Genomic DNA, 17,813 nt, shown 5'->3' on the forward strand with positions numbered 1-17,813 from the left:
CTCATGGTCCGGCGCGGTGCTCGTTGACGGTCGGCCGGCTGCCTAAAGTGACGACTTCCCAACGAAGGAGTCGCCCCATGTCCGATACCCCCGCCTTGCTGGTCATCGATGTGCAGCAGTCGTTCCTGCAGGCGCCGTACTGGCGCGAGGACGATGTGCCGGTGTTCCGCGAGAAGTTGTTGAAACTGATCGACGCGGCGACCGCGCGCGGATGGCCAGTCGTGCGCATCCTGCACGAGGAGAGCGCCGGCCATTTCGCCCCGGCATCGGGGCTGGTGACGCCGATGGCGTGGGTGCCGGACGCGCACGACGTGGTGTTTCGCAAGCAGGTGCACAACGCGTTTACCGGCACCAGCCTGGAGGCGTGGCTGCGCGAGCGCGGCATCGGGTGGGTGATCGTCAGCGGCATCCGCACCGAGCAGTGTTGCGAGACCACCGCGCGGGTGGCCTCGGATCTCGGCTTTGCGGTGGACTATGTGACCGAGGCGACGCTGACGTTTCCGATGATCCACGCCGGCAGCGGGAGCCACTACGATGCGCAGGACATCAAGCAGCGCACGGAACTGGTTCTGGATGGACGCTTTGCCCGCATCCGCACCGTCGATGACGTCCTCGCCGATCACTGAGGTGTGCTTCGTGCTGCCGCCGGCGCTGATCCTGCTGGATCTCGCCGGCGCGGCTGACGCGTTCCGCATCGCCGCCTCGATGGGTTTGCCGGTGCGCCTGCGCCTGCTGGCACCGATCGCGGAAGGCGAAGCTGCCACGACGGCGCTGGGTGTGGGACTCGCCGGCATCGAGCCGCTGCCGGCGCAATTGGATGATCACGCGATGATCGTGGTGTGCGGCGCCACCGGCAGTGGTGAGCAGGTGTTGTCCTCGCCCGCCAGCAAGGCCCTGGTCGTGTGGCTGCAGCGGCATGGCGGCCAAGGCCGGCGGCTCGCCTGCGTATGCTCGGGCGCGTTGCTGGCCGCCGCCGCGGGGTTGCTGGACGGCCGCCGCTGCACCACGCATCACAGCCTGCTCGACACGCTGCGCGAACTCGCGCCGACGGCCGAGGTGCTGGACAGCCGCGTGTTCGTCGAGGATGGCGAGGTGTACACCAGCGCCGGCATCACCGCGGGCATCGACCTGGCGCTGCATCTCATCGCCGGCCTGGGCTCGTCGCGGCTGGCTGCCGCGGTGGCACGCGAAATGGCCGTCTACGTGCGGCGTGCGTCGGGCGATCCCGCGCTGTCGCCGTGGCTGGAAGGGCGCAACCACATGAACACGGCGATCCACCACGTGCAGGACGCGCTGGCCAGAGCGCCGGCCCAGGAATGGCCGCTGGCGCGGCTGGCCGACATCGGCCACCTGAGCGTGCGCAGCCTGACGCGCCATTTCCGCGAAGCCAGCGGCATGTCGATCAACACCTACCACGCCCGCCTGCGCCTCGCACTCGCCCGTCAGGCGCTGGCCACCGGGGACAGCGTGGAACGCGCCGCCGAACGCGCCGGGCTGGGTTCGGCACGCCAGCTGCGCCGGCTGTGGTCGACCCACGCGAGCGACAGCCCGGCGTCGGCGCGACGGCGGCGCTGAGGGCGCCTGCGGTTTTCCGCTGACCCGCCTTGGCTGGAAACGGAAACGGAAACGGCGCCGTATCGCTACGGCGCCGTTCGTTTTTCGGTCAGACGATTACAGCGCTTCGAAAATCCCTGCCGCGCCCATGCCGGTGCCGATGCACATCGTCACCATGCCGTACTTCTGCTTGCGCCGACGCATGCCGTGTACCAGCGTGGCGATGCGCACCGCGCCGGTGGCGCCGAGCGGATGACCGAGCGCGATCGCGCCGCCCAGCGGGTTGACCTTGCTGGGGTCCAGCTTGAGGTCGCCCATCACGGCCAGCGCCTGGGCGGCAAACGCTTCGTTGAGCTCGATCCAGTCGAGCTGATCCTGGCTGATGCCGGTTTGCGCGAGCGCCTTCGGGATCGCTTCCTTGGGGCCGATGCCCATGACTTCGGGCGGGACGCCGGCGACGGAGAAACCGACGAAGCGGGCCAGCGGCTGCAGGCTGTATTCCTTGATGGCCTTTTCGCTGGCGAGCATCACGGCGCCGGCGCCGTCGGACATCTGGCTGGAGTTGCCGGCGGTGACGGTGCCGCCGAACTGGCCGTTGCGGAACACGGTCTTCAGCTTGCCCAGCACTTCCATCGTGGTGCCGGCGCGCGGGCCTTCGTCGGCGCTGATGGTGCGGCTGTCGGTGACGATCTGGCGGGTGGCGAGGTTGGGGTAGTGGTCGTCCAGCGCGAAGGGGCTGATCTCGTCGTCGAATTCGCCGGCGGCCTGGGCGGCCAGGGCGCGGCGGTGGCTTTCGACCGCGAACGCATCCTGCTGCTCGCGGCTGACCTTCCACTGCTTGGCCACGTTTTCGGCGGTGATGCCCATGCCGTAGGCGATGCCGATGTTCTCGTCCTGGAAGATCGCGGGGTTCATCGCGATCTTGTGGCCCATCATCGGCACCATGCTCATGCTTTCGGTGCCGCCGGCAAGCATCAGGTCGTCCAGGCCCAGGCGGATGCGGTCGGCGGCCATCGCCACGGCCTGCAGGCCGGAGGAACAGAAGCGGTTGATGGTGACGCCGGGCACCGTGTGGGGCAGGCCAGCCAGCAGCACGCCGATGCGTGCCACGTTCATGCCTTGCTCGGCCTCGGGCATGGCGCAGCCGATGATGGCGTCGCCGATGCGGTGCGGGTCGATGCCCGGGTACTGCGCCATCACGCTGCGGATCACGTGGGCGAGCATGTCGTCCGGGCGGGTGTGGCGGAATACGCCGCGCGGCGCCTTGCCGACCGGGGTACGGGTGGCGGCGACGATGTAGGCGTCTTGCACTTGCTTGGTCATTTTATTCTCCGTTGCCCTTCGCGCGGTGCGCGGGTTTGGGCGAAGTGGGTCGTAACTGTGGGGGACAACCATCCCCACCCCGGCCCTCCCCTTGAAGGGGAGGGAGATGGGGCATGCATCAGTTCCTGAGCGGCTTGCCGGTGGACATGGTGTGGGCGATGCGGGCCTGGGTCTTTTCGGTCTTGGCCAGCTCCACGAAGTGCTTGCGCTCCAGCGCCAGCAGCCATTCCTCGTCGACGGTCGAGCCGCGTTCGATCACGCCGCCGCACAAGGTGTCGGCGATGCGCGTGGCGATGTCGATGTCGTGCGGCGAGGCGAAGTAACCGGCCTGCAGGTTGGCCAGCGAGGCCTTGAACGTGGCGGTGCCGACATCACCGGCGACCGGGATGGCGTTGGCAGGCAGGGGCGGGCGGTAGCCGGATTCGGCCAGCGCGTTGGCCACCTGCTTGGCCACATAGAGCAGCTCGTAGGCGTTGAACACGACCACGTCGCTGTCGCGCAGCAGGCCCAGGTTCTTCGCCTCGAACGCGCTGGCGGAGACCTTGGCCATCGCCACCGTCTCGAACACCTTCTTCAGCTCCTCGAACGGATCGGCCGGGTTGGCCTTCGCGGCGCGGATCGCCAGTTCATGCAGGCCGCCACCGGCGGGCAGCAGGCCGACGCCGGCCTCGACCAGGCCGATGTAGCTTTCGAGTGCTGCAACCGTCCGGGCGGAATGCATCTGGAATTCGCAGCCACCACCGAAGGCCATGCCGCGCACGGCGGACACCACCGGCACCAGGGCGTGCTTGATCGCCATGCTGGTGCGCTGGAAGTTGGCGACCATGTGCTCGAAGTCGTCGAACTTGCCATCCTTCAGCAGGCCCAGCGCACCCTTCAGGTCCGCGCCGGCGGAGAACGGTTCGCCGGTCTGCCAGATCACCACGGCCTTGAGCTTTTCCTCGGCCAGCTTGATCGCGTGCTGGATGCCGTCGAGCACGTGGTCGTTGACGGTGTTCATCTTGGTCTTGAACGAGATGATGCCGATGCCGTCGTCGCCCAGCGTCCACAGGCGCACGCCGTCGTTCTCCCACACGGTGCTGCCGGTGTCGAACTTCTCGCCCAGGATCGGATCGGGGAACAGCTGGCGCTGGTACACCGGGTGCTGCGAACGCGGCTTGTCGGCGTTGGCGCTGGCCGAGTACGAACCGTCCTTGCCGTGCACGCCCTTGCGACCGTCGGTGACCCAGGCGGGCAGGGGCGCGTTGCTCATCGCCTTGCCGGCCTTGATGTCTTCGTTGATCCATTCGGCGATCTGCTGCCAGCCGGCGGCCTGCCAGGTTTCGAACGGGCCGAGCTTCCAGCCGTAGCCCCAGCGGATGGCGAAGTCGACGTCGCGGGCGGTGTCGGCGATGTCGGCCAGGTGGTAGGCGCTGTAGTGGAACAGGTCGCGGAAGCTGGCCCACAGGAACTGCGCCTGCGGGTCGCTGGAGGCGCGCAGCTTACTGAACTTCTCGGCCGGGTCCTTGATGGCCAGGATCGCGGCGACTTCGTCGGAAGGCTTCTGTTCGGACGGGCGGAAGTCCTGCTTCTCAACATCCAGCACGACAATGTCCTTGCCGACCTTCTTGTAGAAGCCGCCGCCGGTCTTCTGGCCCAGCGCGCCCTTGTCGATCAGGCCCTGCAGCCACACCGGCGCCTTGAAATACTGGTGCCACGGATCGTCGGGCAGGGTGTCGGCCATGGTCTTGATGACGTGGGCCATGGTGTCCAGGCCGACCACGTCCGCGGTGCGGTAGGTGGCGCTCTTGGGGCGACCCAGCGCCGGGCCGGTCAGCGCGTCGACGGTGTCGAAGCCGAGCTTGAACTGGTCGGTGTGGTACATCGCCGACAGCATCGAGAACACGCCGATGCGGTTGCCGATGAAGTTCGGGGTGTCCTTGGCGATCACCACGCCCTTGCCGACGGTGGTGACCAGGAAGGCCTCGAGGCCGTCCAGCACGTTCTTGTCGGTGAGCCTGGTCGGGATCAGCTCGACCAGGTGCATGTAGCGCGGCGGGTTGAAGAAGTGCACGCCGCAGAAGCGATGGCGCATTTCCTCGGGCAGCGCCTCGGCCAGCGTGTTGATCGACAGGCCGGAGGTGTTGGAGGCGATGATCGCGGTCTTGGACAGGTGGCCGGCGATCTTCTTGTAGAGGTCGAGCTTCCAGTCCATCCGCTCGGCGATCGCCTCGATCACCAGGTCGACGTCCTTCAGATGGTCGAGATCGTCGTCGTAGTTGGCCGGGATGATCGAGGCGGCCAGCGCCTTGTCGGCCAGCGGGGCGGGTGACAGCTTGGCCAGGTTGGCGATCGCCTTCAGCGCGATGCTGCTCTTGGGGCCTTCTTTCGCGGGCAGGTCGAACAACACGGTTTCAACGCCGGCATTGGTCAGGTGCGCGGCGATCTGCGCGCCCATGACACCGGCGCCCAGCACGGCGGCCTTGCGGATGCGCAAGCCGGGGGTGGGGGAGGATGCAGCAGTCATTGGCTTCTCCAAACGTGCAAGAGGTGGGACAGGTGAATTCAGGGGTGGCTGAGACCGGCCACGGCGAAGCGGATCAGGTGCAGGGCGGTCTGTTCGCGATGGGCGTTCTCGCTGACATCGCTTTTGCGCTGGATCATGCCGAAGCCGGACATCGCGTGGGTCAGCGCGCCGGTCACCAGATCGATGCGCCAGTACAGCTCCTGCTTGCTCAACTGGGGCAACAGGCGGGCGAACTCGGCGGTGAACTGGCGCATGACATGGCCGTAGTTGGCGGACAGGAACTGGCGCAGGGTGTCGTCGTGTTCGGCGAAGGCGCGGGCCAGCACGCGCATGAACAGGGCGCCGCTGTCGTCGTGGGAAAGGTCGAGCGCCGGGCGGATGAAGGCTTCGAGCACGTCTTCCAGGGTGGTCTCGGGCGCGCCGGCGACCTGCGCCAGTGCGGCCAGTCGGCTTTCGTTCAGCGCGTCGAGGCGGCGACGGAACACCTCCTCCACCAGCTTTTCCTTCGAACCGAAGTGGTAATTGACGGCGGCCAGGTTCACCCCGGCATTGGTGGTCAGCTGGCGCAGCGAGGCGCCTTCGAAACCGCGCTGGGCAAACAGCAGCTCGGCGGCGCCCAGGATGCGGTCCTTGGTTGAAACGGAGCTGTTCACGGAAGGACCATCCAGCAGCCTGAGGCCGGTTCAAACGATCGTTTGAGCATACGCGGACAGCTCCGCAGCCGTCAAACGATCGTTTGTTGCAAACCCGCCGCGACTTGCGTATGGGTTAGAATCTGTCACAATTTCGTGAGCTAAATCCTCAATCTCTGACAGATTTGGCCTCAGCCGGCCTCGACTGGCGACCATCCCTTTCCCAATCATCCGTTTTTTCCGGAGCAGACCCGTATGGCGCTGGAGCGCACTCTTTCCATCATCAAGCCCGACGCCGTTGCCAAGAACGTCATCGGCCAGATCTACGCACGCTTCGAACAGGCCGGCCTGAAGATCGTCGCCGCCAAGATGAAGCAGCTGTCGCGCCAGGAAGCCGAAGGCTTCTACGCCGTGCACAGCGAGCGCCCGTTCTTCAAGGCGCTGGTCGATTTCATGATCTCCGGCCCGGTGATGATTTCCGCGCTGGAAGGCGAGAACGCCGTGCTGGCCCACCGTGACCTGATGGGCGCGACCAATCCGAAGGAAGCCGCGCCGGGCACGATCCGCGCCGACTTCGCCGAGTCGATCGACGCCAACGCCGTGCATGGTTCCGACGCCGTCGACACCGCCAAGGTGGAGATTGCTTATTTCTTCGCCGCCACCGAAGTTTGCCCGAGGTAAGTCTTGAATCAGGTTGCGACCACTGCTGCGACCCCCAAGGTCAACCTGCTCGATTTCGATCGGCAGGGCCTGCGCGATTTCTTCGTGCAGATCGGCGAGAAGCCGTACCGCGCCGAGCAGGTGATGAAGTGGATCTACCACGACCTGGAAGACAACTTCGAGAACATGACCGACGTGGGCAAGGCGCTGCGCGCCAAGCTCACCGAGGTCTGCTACATCGGTGCACCGAAGACCCTGCTGGACAAGGTCGCCACTGACGGCACGCACAAGTGGCTGCTGGGCATGGACTCGGGCAATGCGATCGAGACGGTCTACATTCCCGAGCCGACCCGCGGCACCTTGTGCGTTTCTTCGCAGATCGGTTGCGCGCTGAACTGCCAGTTCTGCTCGACCGGGGCGCAGGGCTTCAATCGCAACCTGTCGACCGCCGAGATCATCGGCCAGGTCTGGGTCGCGGCGAAGTACCTGGGCAACGTGACCCACCAGAACCGTCGCATCACCAACGTGGTGATGATGGGCATGGGCGAGCCGCTGGCCAATTTCGAGAACGTGCTCAAGGCGATGAAGCTGATGCGCGACGACCTGGGCTTCGGCCTGGCCGCCAAGCGCGTCACCTTGTCGACCGCCGGCATGGTGCCGCTGATCGACCAGCTGTCCGACGCCATCGACGTGTCGCTGGCCGTCTCGCTGCATGCGGCCAACGATGATCTGCGCACCGAGCTGATGCCGATCAACAAGCGTTATCCGCTCGCCGAGCTGCTGGCTGCCTGCCAGCGCTGGGTTGCGCGCAAGCCGCGCACGTCGATTACCTTCGAATACACCTTGATGAAGGGCATCAACGACCAGCCCGAGCATGTGCGGCAGCTGATCAAGCTGATGCGCAAGCTGCCCACGTGCAAGGTCAACCTGATTCCGTTCAACCCCTTCCCGGGCACCCAGTTCAAGCGTTCGGATGCGAACGACATCCACCAATTCCAGACCCAGTTGCTCAATGCCGGCATTTTGACCATGCTGCGGAGGACCCGCGGCGACGACATCGACGCCGCCTGCGGCCAACTGGCCGGCCAGGTCGCCGATCGCACCCGGCGCAGCGCCGACATCAAGAAGCGACAGGAAGAGGGGACATCGCATGCGGTTTGAGCGGGTAGTGCTGTTCAGCCTTTGGCTGCCATTGGCAGGTTGCGTCACCACGCACAGCGACAGCAGCTCGCTGGGCAAGAGCATGCCGCAGAGCAGCCAGAGTGATCAGGCTCAGGAAGCCGCCCGCATCCATACCGAACTGGCCCAGCGTTACCTCAATTCGGGCGACCTGCAGACGGCCCTGGAAAAAGTGACCAAGGCGCTGCAGTTCGATCCCCGCTACGCGCCGGCCCACACCGTGATCGCCGTCATCTACGAGCGCATCAACAGGCTGCCCGAGGCCGAGGAGCATTACCGCAAGGCGGTTGCACTGGAGCCGAACAAGGGGGCGCCCAACAACAACCTGGGTGTATTCCTCTGCCATACCGGCAAGATCGCCGAGGCGGACCAGTATTTCCGCAAGGCGATAGCCGACCCGTTCTACCAGACTCCGGACGTGGCCTTGACCAATGCCGGTGTCTGCCAGTTTCGCGCCCACGACATTGCGGGGGGGGAAGCGAGTTTTCGTGACGCCATCGCAAGAAATCCGGGTAATGCAGAGGCACTCTTCCAGCTTGCAAATACGCTTTACCTGAACAAGGATGCGTTTCGCGCCAGGGCGTTCCTCCAGCGGTTCGATGCGCTGGGCCAACCCACGGCCGCGTCACTCAAACTGGGGCACGACATCGAAACACGTCTGGGCAATAAGGAAGGCGCCCTCACTTACAGCAAGCGACTGCTGAGCCAGTTCCCGGATTCGGAGCAGGCGCAGGCGCTGAATTCAACGACCCGCCAATGACCTCCATGCAATCCCAGCCGACCGGGCAGAGCTCCGACAAGCCCGAATTGTTCGGTATCAATTTGCCCAACATGGATGTGTCCCCGACAGACCCCCACGCGGTAAGTTTCGGCAGTCGCCTGCATGGGGCGCGTGAAGCCCGCGGGCTGGACCTGGAAGCCTGTGCCCATACGCTGAAGTTGCCCGCCCGCATACTGCGCCAGCTCGAGCGCGACCAGCACGAGGGCATTGATTCCAAGGTCTACTTGGCCAGCTATATCGGCAAATATGGTCGCTACCTGGGTATCAACGAGGCATCGATCCAGGTGGAACTGGATCGCATCCGGCAGGTCGAGACACCTTTGGTAGCCACGGGCGGCATCTCGCATTCGCGCTTCCTGCTGGATCGTTACGCCACGGCCGCCACCTACGTCGTGCTTACCGCGGTGATCGTGGTGCCGATGATCTGGCTGGGCGTGCGCGGCACGCTGGATCGGGATCTCACCCATCTCGCCCCGCTTGACGCAGCACCGGTAGCGCAGATCGAGGCGCCCGCCGTCGAGGCCGCCAGGACTGACGGGCAGACGCCCGTCAACAGCTTGCCGCCGGTGCAGCAGGTCGCGCCGCCGGCGCAGGATCAGCCGCTGCTCGCCTCCATGGCGCCATTTCCCAGCCTGGAAAACAGCAGCCTGACGCCTGCACGACCGACACCACCCGTGGTCGAAACCGGCGTGGGTGACCATAGCCTCAGCATGACGCTTACTTCGGCGAGCTGGGTGGAAGTGGTGCAGGCGGACGGCACGCGACTGGAATACGGCTTGCTTCCTGCCGGAACCAGCAAGACCTACCACAGCAGCCAGGCGCTGGACGTGCGCATCGGCAACGCCAACGGTGCACAGGTGGTGATCGACGGCGCCACGGTCGGCCTCGATGATTTCCGCCGGGCCAACGTGGCCCGTTTCCGCGTGCGAATGCAGGACGGCAAGGCTTCCGCAGCCAGCCTCTGATCGCCATTCCGGGCCGCTTCGGGCGCGCCATTTCGGTTATGCTTGCCCACTGACGTCCACTCGGTCTCGAGTGGACGTGACCGGCTTTTCCCTTGATTTATCGCACTGGCCTCTGCACGCGTCCGCGGGCGCGCGGCCTTTTGAATGGTGATTGCATGGCATTTGAAGAATACGACAAGTACGAACAGAGCGAGCTGGTTCAGAAGTGGCTGCGCGAGAATGGTGTGTCGATCATCGTCGGCATCGCGATCGGTCTGGTCGGCATCTTCGGATGGCAGCAGTGGCGCAAGCACCAGGCTGGCAACGAGGCCGAGGCCTCCCAGCTCTATCAGCAGGTGCAGATCGCGCAGGCCTCGGGCAAGACCGATGCCGCCGCGCAACTGACCGATCAGCTGATGAAGGATTACGGGAAGTCGCCATTTGCCGTGTTCGCCGTCAGTGATCGTGCGAAACAGCAAGTCGAGGCCAAGCAGTTTGACAAGGCCGAGGCCTCGCTGGAATGGGCCGAGAGCCATGCCACCGAACCGGTACTGAAGTCGCTCACGCAGTTGCGCAAGGCCCAGGTGGAAATGGCCAGCGACAACGGCAAGGCGGCCCTGGCCACCCTCGACAAGATTCCGGCGGACAGCTATCAGGGACTGGCGCAGGAACTCCGCGGTGATGTGCTGGTCAAGCTTGGACGCCCGGACGAAGCCCGCAAGGCCTATCAGGCTGCCATGTCGGCACTGGGCGAGGAGGCGCCGCAACGCGGCGCGCTGCAGATGAAAATCGATGATCTGGCTGTGGCCGGGAAGCAGGGTGCATGAAAAGATTTCTGTTGATCACGCTGGCTTCGCTGGCAACCCTCGCCGGTTGCCATTCCTTCAAGAAGGAAAACGTCCAGCCGCCGACGCCGCTGGCCAAGGATTTCAAGTCGACGGTGCAGGTCACCCGCCTGTGGAAGACCACAGTCGGTGACGGCGCCCAGGTGAGCGGCGTGCGTTTGCGCCCGGCGGTGGTCGACGGCGTCCTGTATGCCGACAGCACCGACGGAAAAATCGCCGCCATCGACGCCACCAGCGGCAAGACGCTGTGGACGAAGAGCTCGCGCACGCACGGCTGGTTTGGCTGGGGTGACAAGAAGCGCAAGGATGCCCAGTACGCGGGCGGCCCTGCGGTCAGCGGCGACCTGCTCGCGGTCGGCACGCTGGATGGTCACGTTTACGCCATGAGCGCCAAAGACGGCAACCCGCGCTGGGAAGTCGAAGTCAGCGGCGAAGTGATGGCGTCGCCGGTGATCGTGGGCGACATGGTGATGGTGCGCACCGGTGACGGTCGCATTTATGCGCTGGACGCCGCGGACGGCCATCGTCGCTGGGTCTACGACCAGAGCACGGTGCCGCTGCTGAGTCTGCGTGGCAACGGCACGATGCTGGTGGCCAACGGCGTGCTGTTCTTCGGCAGCGACGACGGCAAGCTGGTGGCCCTGCGTCAGGACAATGGTTCGAAGTTGTGGGAGCAGCGGCTGTCCAGCGGCGAAGGCCGCACCGAGATCGACAAGCTGAATGACGCCGACGGCTCGATCCTGCTGGACGGCAGCACGCTCTATGGCGCCGCCTACCACGGCAACCTGACCGCCATCGACGGCCCCAGCGGTCGCCCCTTGTGGTCGCACCCGTTCTCCACCTTCGATTCGCTGGCCAGCAATGCCGGCGCGATCTTCGGTGTCGACGACCAGTCCCAGGTGTGGGCGTTCGATCGCAGCACCGGCACCGACATGTGGAAGAACGCCTCGCTGAAATATCGCTGGGTCACCGGCCCCGCCGTGCAGGGCAACTATGTTGTCGTGGGCGACCTGGAAGGCTACGTGCACTGGTTGCAGAGCGGCGATGGCGCCCTGGCCGCCCGTGAGCGGCTGTCGAAGAAGGCGATCCGTGCCCAGCCGCTGGTGGTGGGCGACATCGTTTACGTCGAGGACGTCGAGGGCCACATCGGCGCCTACCGTCTGTCCTCACCCTGATCGCTGGAACGAAGTACTTATCATGTTGCCCGTCGTCGCACTGGTTGGTCGTCCGAATGTCGGTAAATCGACCCTGTTCAATGTGCTGACGCGCAGCCGTGACGCCCTCGTGGCCGACATGCCGGGCGTCACCCGCGATCGCCACTACGGCGTCTGCCGCAGCGGTGAGCGGCCGTTCGTGGTGGTTGATACCGGCGGCCTGTCCGGCGTCGAGGAAACCATGGACGTGCTCACCGCCAGGCAGGTGCGCCTGGCGATCGAGGAAGCGAACGTGCTGGTCTTCGTGGTGGACGCCCGCGACGGCCTGCTGCCGCAGGATTACGTGATCCTGGGCGAGCTGCGTCGCAGCGGCAAGCCGATCGTGGCGGTGGTCAACAAGACCGACGGCCTCGATGAGCAAGCCGTGCTGGCCGAGTTTTCCGCGTTCGGCATCGGCACCACGCTGCCGTTGTCGGCGGCGCACAATCGCGGCACCGATGACCTGATCCGCGTCCTGCTGCCGATCATTCCCGCCGAGGAAGAGGGCAGCGTCGAGGCCGACGGCGAGGATGGCACCATCCGCGTCGCCATCGTGGGGCGCCCGAATGCTGGCAAGTCGACCCTGATCAATCGCCTGCTCGGCGAAGAGCGGTTGATCGTCTCCAACGTCGCCGGTACCACCCGCGATCCGATCCGGGTGCCGCTGGAGCGCGACGGCAAGCGTTATACGCTGATCGACACGGCCGGTATCCGGCGCAAGGCGCGGGTCGAGGAAGCCGTCGAGAAATTCAGCGTGATCAAGACGCTGCAGTCGATCGCCGCGGCCCAGGTCGTGGTGGTGATGATCGATGCCCGGGAAAACCTCGCCGACCAGGACCTCACCCTGATCGGTTACGCGATGGACGAGGGCAGGGCGCTGGTCATCGCGATCAACAAGTGGGACGACATGGACCCGTACCAGCGCGACGAATGCCGCCGCGCGCTGGATCGTCGCCTGGTATTCGCCGACTGGGCCAAGCAGGTGCAGATCTCCGCACTGCATGGTTCGGGCCTGCGCGAACTGATGCGCGCCGTGGTGCGTGCGCACGCGTCGGCCACCAAGGTGCTGGTGTCGTCCGATCTGACCAAGACGCTGGAAAAGGCCTACGAGAGCTACCAGCCGCCGCTGGTCAACGGCCATGCGCCGAAGCTGCGTTTCGCGCATCCGGGCGGCACCAATCCGCCCACCATCGTGATCCACGGCACCCGCACCAAGCACATCGCACCGGCATACCAGCGCTACCTGGAAAACTTCTTCCGCAAGCGCTACAAGCTCGAGGGCACGCCGATCCGCATCGCGTTCCGCGAGGGCGAAAACCCGTATGCCGGGCGCAAGAAGGTGCTGACCAAGGAACAGCAGCACAAGGCCCGCCGCCGCAAGAGCGAGCTGATCAGCCGCACGCGCTGAACAGGCTTCAGTCGAGGTCCCGCGGTATCCATCCGTATACCGCGGCGTCGCGCGCCCGGCCTTCAACCCACAGCCGTTGCCGGGCGATCGCCTCGAATTTTGCGCCGAGACTTCTGGCGACGGCGTGGCTGGCCAGGTTGTCGGGCAGGATCACGATCTCGATGCGGACCAGCCCGAGTTGCGAGAAGCCGAAGCGGGCCACCCGCCGCGCCGCTGCAACGGCGACACCGCGCCGCTGGCAGGATTCACGCACCCAGTAACCCAGGTTGGCGCTGCGATGCAGCCGGTTGTGCTGGTTGAGGCCAGCGGCACCCAGCAATCGCCCGGAACCGGCTTCGAAGACCGGAAACGCGAAATGATCCCCGCTGGCCCAGCCTGTCTGGCAGTGTGCGATCCAGGTCAGGGCATCGCTCAGGTCGTAGTCCGCGCGACACCACGGCAGCCAGGGCCCGACGCTGGCCACGGATTCGCGGGCAGCTTCCACCAGCGCCGGCGCATCTTCCTCCCTCCATATCCGCAGGTGCAGGCGATCGTCGCTCAATCCGGTGATGTCCATGCGCGGCCCGTGTTTGTGTGCATGTGATCCAGCCCCGATAATGCACGACTCCCCAGCCAGGTGACATCCATGAGCGCACGCATACTCGACGGCAAACGCATCGCGCAGGAATTGCTCGAGCGCGTGGGGAAGCGCGTGGCCGAGCGCGTCCGGCAGGGGCTCGCCGCGCCAGGCCTGGCAGTGGTCCTGGTCGGCGCCGACGCCGCCTCGTCGGTCTACGTGCGCAACAAGCGCAAGGCCTGTCACCAGGTCGGCTTTCGTTCCTTCGACCATGACTTGCCGGCGGACACGACCCAGCAGGAGCTGTTCGCACTGATCGACAGGCTCAACGCTGATCCGGATGTGCACGGCATCCTGGTGCAGTCACCATTGCCGGATCACATCGACGAAGACGCGCTGGTCGACCGCATCGATCCGGACAAGGACGTGGACGGTTTCCAGGCGATCAACGTGGGGCGCCTGGCCTTGCGTCGCTTCGGTCTGCGTCCATGCACGCCGAAAGGCGTGATGACCCTGCTCGGCCACACCGATCGCCCGGTGCGCGGACAGCACGCGGTGGTGATCGGCGTTTCCAACCATGTCGGCCGACCGCTGGCGCTCGAGCTGATGATCGCCGGTTGCACCACCACCTCTTGCCACCGTTTCACGCGCGACCTGGAAGGCTTTGTGCGCCAGGCCGACATCGTGATCGTCGCGGTCGGCAAGCCCGGGCTGGTCAAGGGCGACTGGATCAAGCCCGGCGCCGTGGTCATTGATGTCGGCATCAACCGGCTGGACGATGGACGGCTGGTCGGCGACGTGGAGTTCGCCCCGGCGGCCGAACGCGCCAGCTGGATCACGCCGGTTCCAGGCGGTGTCGGACCGATGACCGTGGCCACGCTGATGGAGAACACGCTGGAAGCCGCCGAGGCTCGTTTGCAGGCTGCGGCAGCGGGCTGAGCCGGTCCGGCAGGCCGGCATTCAGGCCTGCATCTGGCAGGCAACACGTCGGGGCGCGTATAATTCCCTCTTTGCAGCGGGGCTTTTTCATGCGCATTCTCGCCGAGGCACTGACCTACGACGACGTCTACCTTGTTCCGGGCCACTCCATCGTGCTGCCGCGCGACGTGAACACCTCGACGCGGTTTACCCGCGACCTGCGCCTGAACATCCCCATCGTGTCCGCTGCCATGGACACCGTCACCGAAGCCCGACTCGCCATCACCATGGCCCAGAACGGCGGCATCGGCATCATCCACAAGAACATGACCGCCGAGCAGCAGGCCGCCGAAGTGCGCCTGGTCAAGAAGTTCGAAGCCGGCGTGATCCGCAGCCCGATCACCGTCACCCCGGAAACCTCGATTCGCGAAGTGCTGCGACTGACCCGCGCGCACAACATCTCCGGCGTGCCGGTGGTGGATGGTGCGCAGCTGGTCGGCATCGTCACCAGCCGCGACCTGCGCTTCGAGCGCAAGCTGGACGACCCGGTGCGCAACATCATGACGCGCCAGGACAAGCTGGTCACCGTCCGCGAGGGCGCCGGCCAGGACGATGTGCTGCTGTTGCTGCACAAGCACCGCATCGAGAAAGTGCTGGTGGTCAACGAGGCATTTCAGTTGCGTGGCCTGATCACCGTCAAGGACATCCAGAAGGCGCGCGACAATCCGCATTCCGCCAAGGACCGGCAGGAAGCGTTGCTGGTCGGCGCGGCGGTCGGCGTTTCGGGCGACACCGAGCAGCGCGTGGCTGCCCTGGTCGATGCCGGCGTCGACGTGCTGGTGGTCGACACGGCACATGGCCATTCGCAGGGCGTGATCGATCGCGTGGGCTGGGTCAAGAAGAACTATCCGCAAGTGCAGGTGATTGCCGGCAACATCGTCACCGGCGAAGCGGCCCGCGCGCTGCTCGACGTGGGCGTCGATGCGGTCAAGGTCGGCGTGGGTCCCGGCTCGATCTGCACCACCCGCGTGGTCGCCGGCGTGGGCGTGCCGCAGATCACCGCGATCGACATGGTCGCCACCGCGCTGAAGGACGAGATCCCGCTGATCGCCGATGGCGGCATCCGCTACTCCGGCGACATTCCCAAGGCGCTGGCGGCCGGCGCCTCCAGCGTGATGCTGGGCTCGATGTTCGCCGGCACCGAGGAATCACCGGGCGAGGTCGAACTGTTCCAGGGCCGCTCGTACAAGAGCTACCGCGGGATGGGTTCGATCGGCGCGATGCAGCTGGGCTCGAAGGATCGCTACTTCCAGGACGAGGCCGACGCCGACAAGCTGGTGCCCGAAGGCATCGAGGGTCGCGTGCCGTATCGCGGCCCTCTGCGCAACATCATCCATCAGCTGATCGGTGGCCTGCGTGCCTCGATGGGTTATCTGGGCGCGGCCACCGTCGAGGACGTGCGGCACAAGGCGCAGTTCGTGAAGGTCACCTCGGCCGGCGTCACCGAAGCGCATCCGCACGACATCCAGATCACCAAGGAAGCGCCGAACTACCGGCTGAATTCCTGATTTGAAACCCATCCGGAGGTTGGACTCTGTCCAATTCTCCAGCCCCTGGCGGACGTCATCCCCGCTTTCGCGGGAATGACGCCGGCTAATTACGGACGTTTTCAAGGCCCGGGCCGATGCACAACATCCACTCCGACAAGATCCTCATCCTCGACTTCGGCGCGCAATACACGCAGCTGATCGCGCGGCGTGTGCGCGAGCTGGGCGTGTACTGCGAGATCTGGGCCTGGGATCATGATCCGGCCGAAATCGTCGGCTTCGGCGCCAAGGGCATCATCCTGTCCGGCGGGCCGGAGTCCACCACGCTCGAAGGCGCGCCCAAGGCGCCGCAACAGGTGTTCGATTCGGGTCTGCCGATCCTAGGCATCTGCTACGGCATGCAGACCCTGGCGGCCCAGCTCGGCGGTGCGACCGAGGCGGCCGATGCCCGCGAATTCGGCCACGCCACGGTGGACATCACCGCCGCCAGCCGCCTGTTCGATGGCCTCAGCGATCATGCGGACAGTCACAAGCTCGACGTGTGGATGAGCCACGGCGACCACGTGTCGAAGGCACCGCCGGGTTTCGTCGTCACCGGCAGCACCGATCGCATCCCGGTCGCGGTGATGGAAGACGAGGACAAGCGCTGGTACGGCGTGCAGTTCCACCCCGAAGTGACCCACACGAAGCAGGGCGGGGCGCTGCTGAAGCGTTTCATCACCGAGATCTGCGGCTGCGCCACGTTGTGGACCGCCGCCAACATCATCGACGACCAGATCGCCCGTGTGCGCGAACAGGTCGGCAACGACCACGTACTGCTGGGCCTGTCCGGCGGCGTCGATTCCTCCGTGGTGGCCGCGCTGTTGCACAAGGCGATCGGTGAACAGCTGACCTGCGTGTTCGTCGACACCGGGCTGCTGCGCTGGCAGGAAGGCGACCAGGTGATGGCCACCATGGCCGAGAACATGGGCGTCAAGGTCATTCGGGTCAACGCCGCCGATCGCTATTTCAAGGCGCTCGAAGGCGTCGCCGATCCGGAAGCCAAGCGCAAGATCATCGGCGGCCTGTTCGTGGAAATCTTCGACGAGGAGTCCACCAAGCTCACTGCCGGCGGCAGCGGCGAGGTGAAGTGGCTGGCCCAGGGCACCATCTATCCCGACGTGATCGAATCGGCCGGCAGCAAGACCGGCAAGGCTCACGTCATCAAGAGTCACCACAACGTCGGCGGCCTGCCGGCGCACATGAAGCTGAAGCTGGTCGAGCCGCTGCGCGAACTGTTCAAGGACGAGGTGCGCCAGATCGGCGTGGAACTCGGCTTGCCCCGCGCGATGGTCTATCGCCATCCGTTCCCCGGGCCGGGCCTGGGCGTGCGCATCCTGGGCGAAGTGAAACGCGAATACGCCGAGCTGCTGGCCCAGGCCGACGCGATCTTCATCGACGAGCTGCGCAAGGCTGACCTGTACGACAGGACCAGCCAGGCGTTTGCGGTCTTCCTGCCGGTCAAGTCGGTGGGCGTGGTCGGCGACGCGCGCGCCTACGAGTGGGTGATCGCGCTGCGTGCGGTGGAAACCATCGACTTCATGACCGCCCACTGGGCACACCTGCCGTACGAGTTTCTCGGCAAGGTTTCAAATAGAATTATCAATGAGTTGCGCGGTGTTTCTCGCGTAGTTTACGACATAAGCGGCAAGCCGCCTGCCACGATCGAGTGGGAATAGTAAAATCAGCTACTTGCATGCGGGGAGAACGGCCGGCAACTTGCCGGCT

16 protein-coding genes are annotated in these 17,813 nt (G+C 65.5%); 12 read left to right on the plus strand and 4 right to left on the minus strand.

Annotation, left to right across the window (positions count from 1 at the left end; all coding sequences use genetic code 11):
• Positions 1-77: 77 nt before the first annotated feature.
• Together I6J77_RS08750 and I6J77_RS08755 are read left to right on the plus strand one after the other, a co-directional pair.
• Positions 78-626, plus strand: coding sequence for a cysteine hydrolase family protein (locus I6J77_RS08750; protein WP_204111323.1), 549 nt, complete (start codon positions 78-80; stop codon positions 624-626).
• A complete protein-coding gene (locus I6J77_RS08755) occupies positions 574-1,575 on the plus strand; it encodes a GlxA family transcriptional regulator (RefSeq protein ID WP_239309239.1) in 1,002 nt (333 codons plus the stop codon). The genes I6J77_RS08750 and I6J77_RS08755 overlap by 53 nt, the downstream gene beginning before the upstream one ends.
• 96 nt (positions 1,576-1,671) lie before the next feature.
• On the opposite strand, the gene I6J77_RS08760 is transcribed toward I6J77_RS08755, so the two are convergent.
• From I6J77_RS08760 to I6J77_RS08770, 3 genes are all read right to left on the minus strand, one after another.
• Entirely contained in the window at positions 1,672-2,877 is a 1,206-nt protein-coding gene (locus tag I6J77_RS08760; RefSeq protein ID WP_204111324.1) for an acetyl-CoA C-acyltransferase, read from the minus strand.
• 118 nt (positions 2,878-2,995) lie between these two features.
• Complete coding sequence (locus I6J77_RS08765; protein WP_204111325.1) at positions 2,996-5,383, minus strand: 3-hydroxyacyl-CoA dehydrogenase/enoyl-CoA hydratase family protein; 2,388 nt, start codon at positions 5,381-5,383, stop codon at positions 2,996-2,998.
• A gap of 38 nt (positions 5,384-5,421) precedes the next feature.
• The gene (locus tag I6J77_RS08770; RefSeq protein ID WP_056718556.1) at positions 5,422-6,036 is read right to left on the minus strand and encodes a TetR/AcrR family transcriptional regulator; all 615 of its coding nucleotides are present in this window, start codon (positions 6,034-6,036) and stop codon (positions 5,422-5,424) included.
• 234 nt (positions 6,037-6,270) lie between these two features.
• On the opposite strand from I6J77_RS08770, the gene ndk reads away from it, so the two are divergent.
• From ndk to der, 7 genes are all read left to right on the plus strand, one after another.
• Positions 6,271-6,696, plus strand: a complete 426-nt coding sequence (gene ndk / locus I6J77_RS08775) for a nucleoside-diphosphate kinase (RefSeq protein ID WP_007808857.1) — start codon at positions 6,271-6,273, stop codon at positions 6,694-6,696.
• A 3-nt stretch (positions 6,697-6,699) separates the two neighbouring features.
• Positions 6,700-7,836 (plus strand): 23S rRNA (adenine(2503)-C(2))-methyltransferase RlmN, encoded by a 1,137-nt coding sequence (gene rlmN, locus I6J77_RS08780; RefSeq protein WP_204111326.1) that lies wholly within the window; start codon positions 6,700-6,702, stop codon positions 7,834-7,836.
• Entirely contained in the window at positions 7,826-8,614 is a 789-nt protein-coding gene (pilW, locus tag I6J77_RS08785) for a type IV pilus biogenesis/stability protein PilW (protein WP_204111327.1), read from the plus strand. Before rlmN ends, pilW begins: the two co-directional genes overlap by 11 nt.
• Entirely contained in the window at positions 8,611-9,600 is a 990-nt protein-coding gene (locus I6J77_RS08790; RefSeq protein ID WP_204111328.1) for a helix-turn-helix domain-containing protein, read from the plus strand. Before pilW ends, I6J77_RS08790 begins: the two co-directional genes overlap by 4 nt.
• Before the next feature lie 155 nt (positions 9,601-9,755).
• Positions 9,756-10,406 (plus strand): tetratricopeptide repeat protein, encoded by a 651-nt coding sequence (locus I6J77_RS08795; RefSeq protein ID WP_204111439.1) that lies wholly within the window; start codon positions 9,756-9,758, stop codon positions 10,404-10,406.
• On the plus strand, positions 10,403-11,599 hold the full coding sequence (gene bamB, locus I6J77_RS08800) for an outer membrane protein assembly factor BamB (protein WP_056718550.1): 1,197 nt from the start codon (positions 10,403-10,405) through the stop codon (positions 11,597-11,599). The genes I6J77_RS08795 and bamB overlap by 4 nt, the downstream gene beginning before the upstream one ends.
• Before the next feature lie 22 nt (positions 11,600-11,621).
• A complete protein-coding gene (der, locus tag I6J77_RS08805; protein WP_204111329.1) occupies positions 11,622-13,025 on the plus strand; it encodes a ribosome biogenesis GTPase Der in 1,404 nt (467 codons plus the stop codon).
• A gap of 7 nt (positions 13,026-13,032) precedes the next feature.
• On the opposite strand, the gene I6J77_RS08810 is transcribed toward der, so the two are convergent.
• Entirely contained in the window at positions 13,033-13,581 is a 549-nt protein-coding gene (locus I6J77_RS08810; RefSeq protein ID WP_204111330.1) for a GNAT family N-acetyltransferase, read from the minus strand.
• Positions 13,582-13,650: 69 nt separating this feature from the next.
• Between I6J77_RS08810 and folD the strand changes: the two genes are divergently transcribed.
• From folD to guaA, 3 genes are all read left to right on the plus strand, one after another.
• Entirely contained in the window at positions 13,651-14,520 is an 870-nt protein-coding gene (gene folD / locus I6J77_RS08815) for a bifunctional methylenetetrahydrofolate dehydrogenase/methenyltetrahydrofolate cyclohydrolase FolD (RefSeq protein WP_204111331.1), read from the plus strand.
• 89 nt (positions 14,521-14,609) lie between these two features.
• Positions 14,610-16,067 carry an IMP dehydrogenase gene (gene guaB, locus I6J77_RS08820; RefSeq protein WP_056718546.1) on the plus strand — a complete coding sequence of 486 codons (1,458 nt, stop codon included), beginning with the start codon at positions 14,610-14,612 and terminating at the stop codon, positions 16,065-16,067.
• A gap of 116 nt (positions 16,068-16,183) precedes the next feature.
• Entirely contained in the window at positions 16,184-17,764 is a 1,581-nt protein-coding gene (gene guaA, locus I6J77_RS08825) for a glutamine-hydrolyzing GMP synthase (protein ID WP_204111332.1), read from the plus strand.
• The last annotated feature ends 49 nt before the right edge of the window (positions 17,765-17,813 follow it).

Source organism: Rhodanobacter sp. FDAARGOS 1247, from assembly GCF_016889805.1.
Lineage (GTDB): Bacteria > Pseudomonadota > Gammaproteobacteria > Xanthomonadales > Rhodanobacteraceae > Rhodanobacter.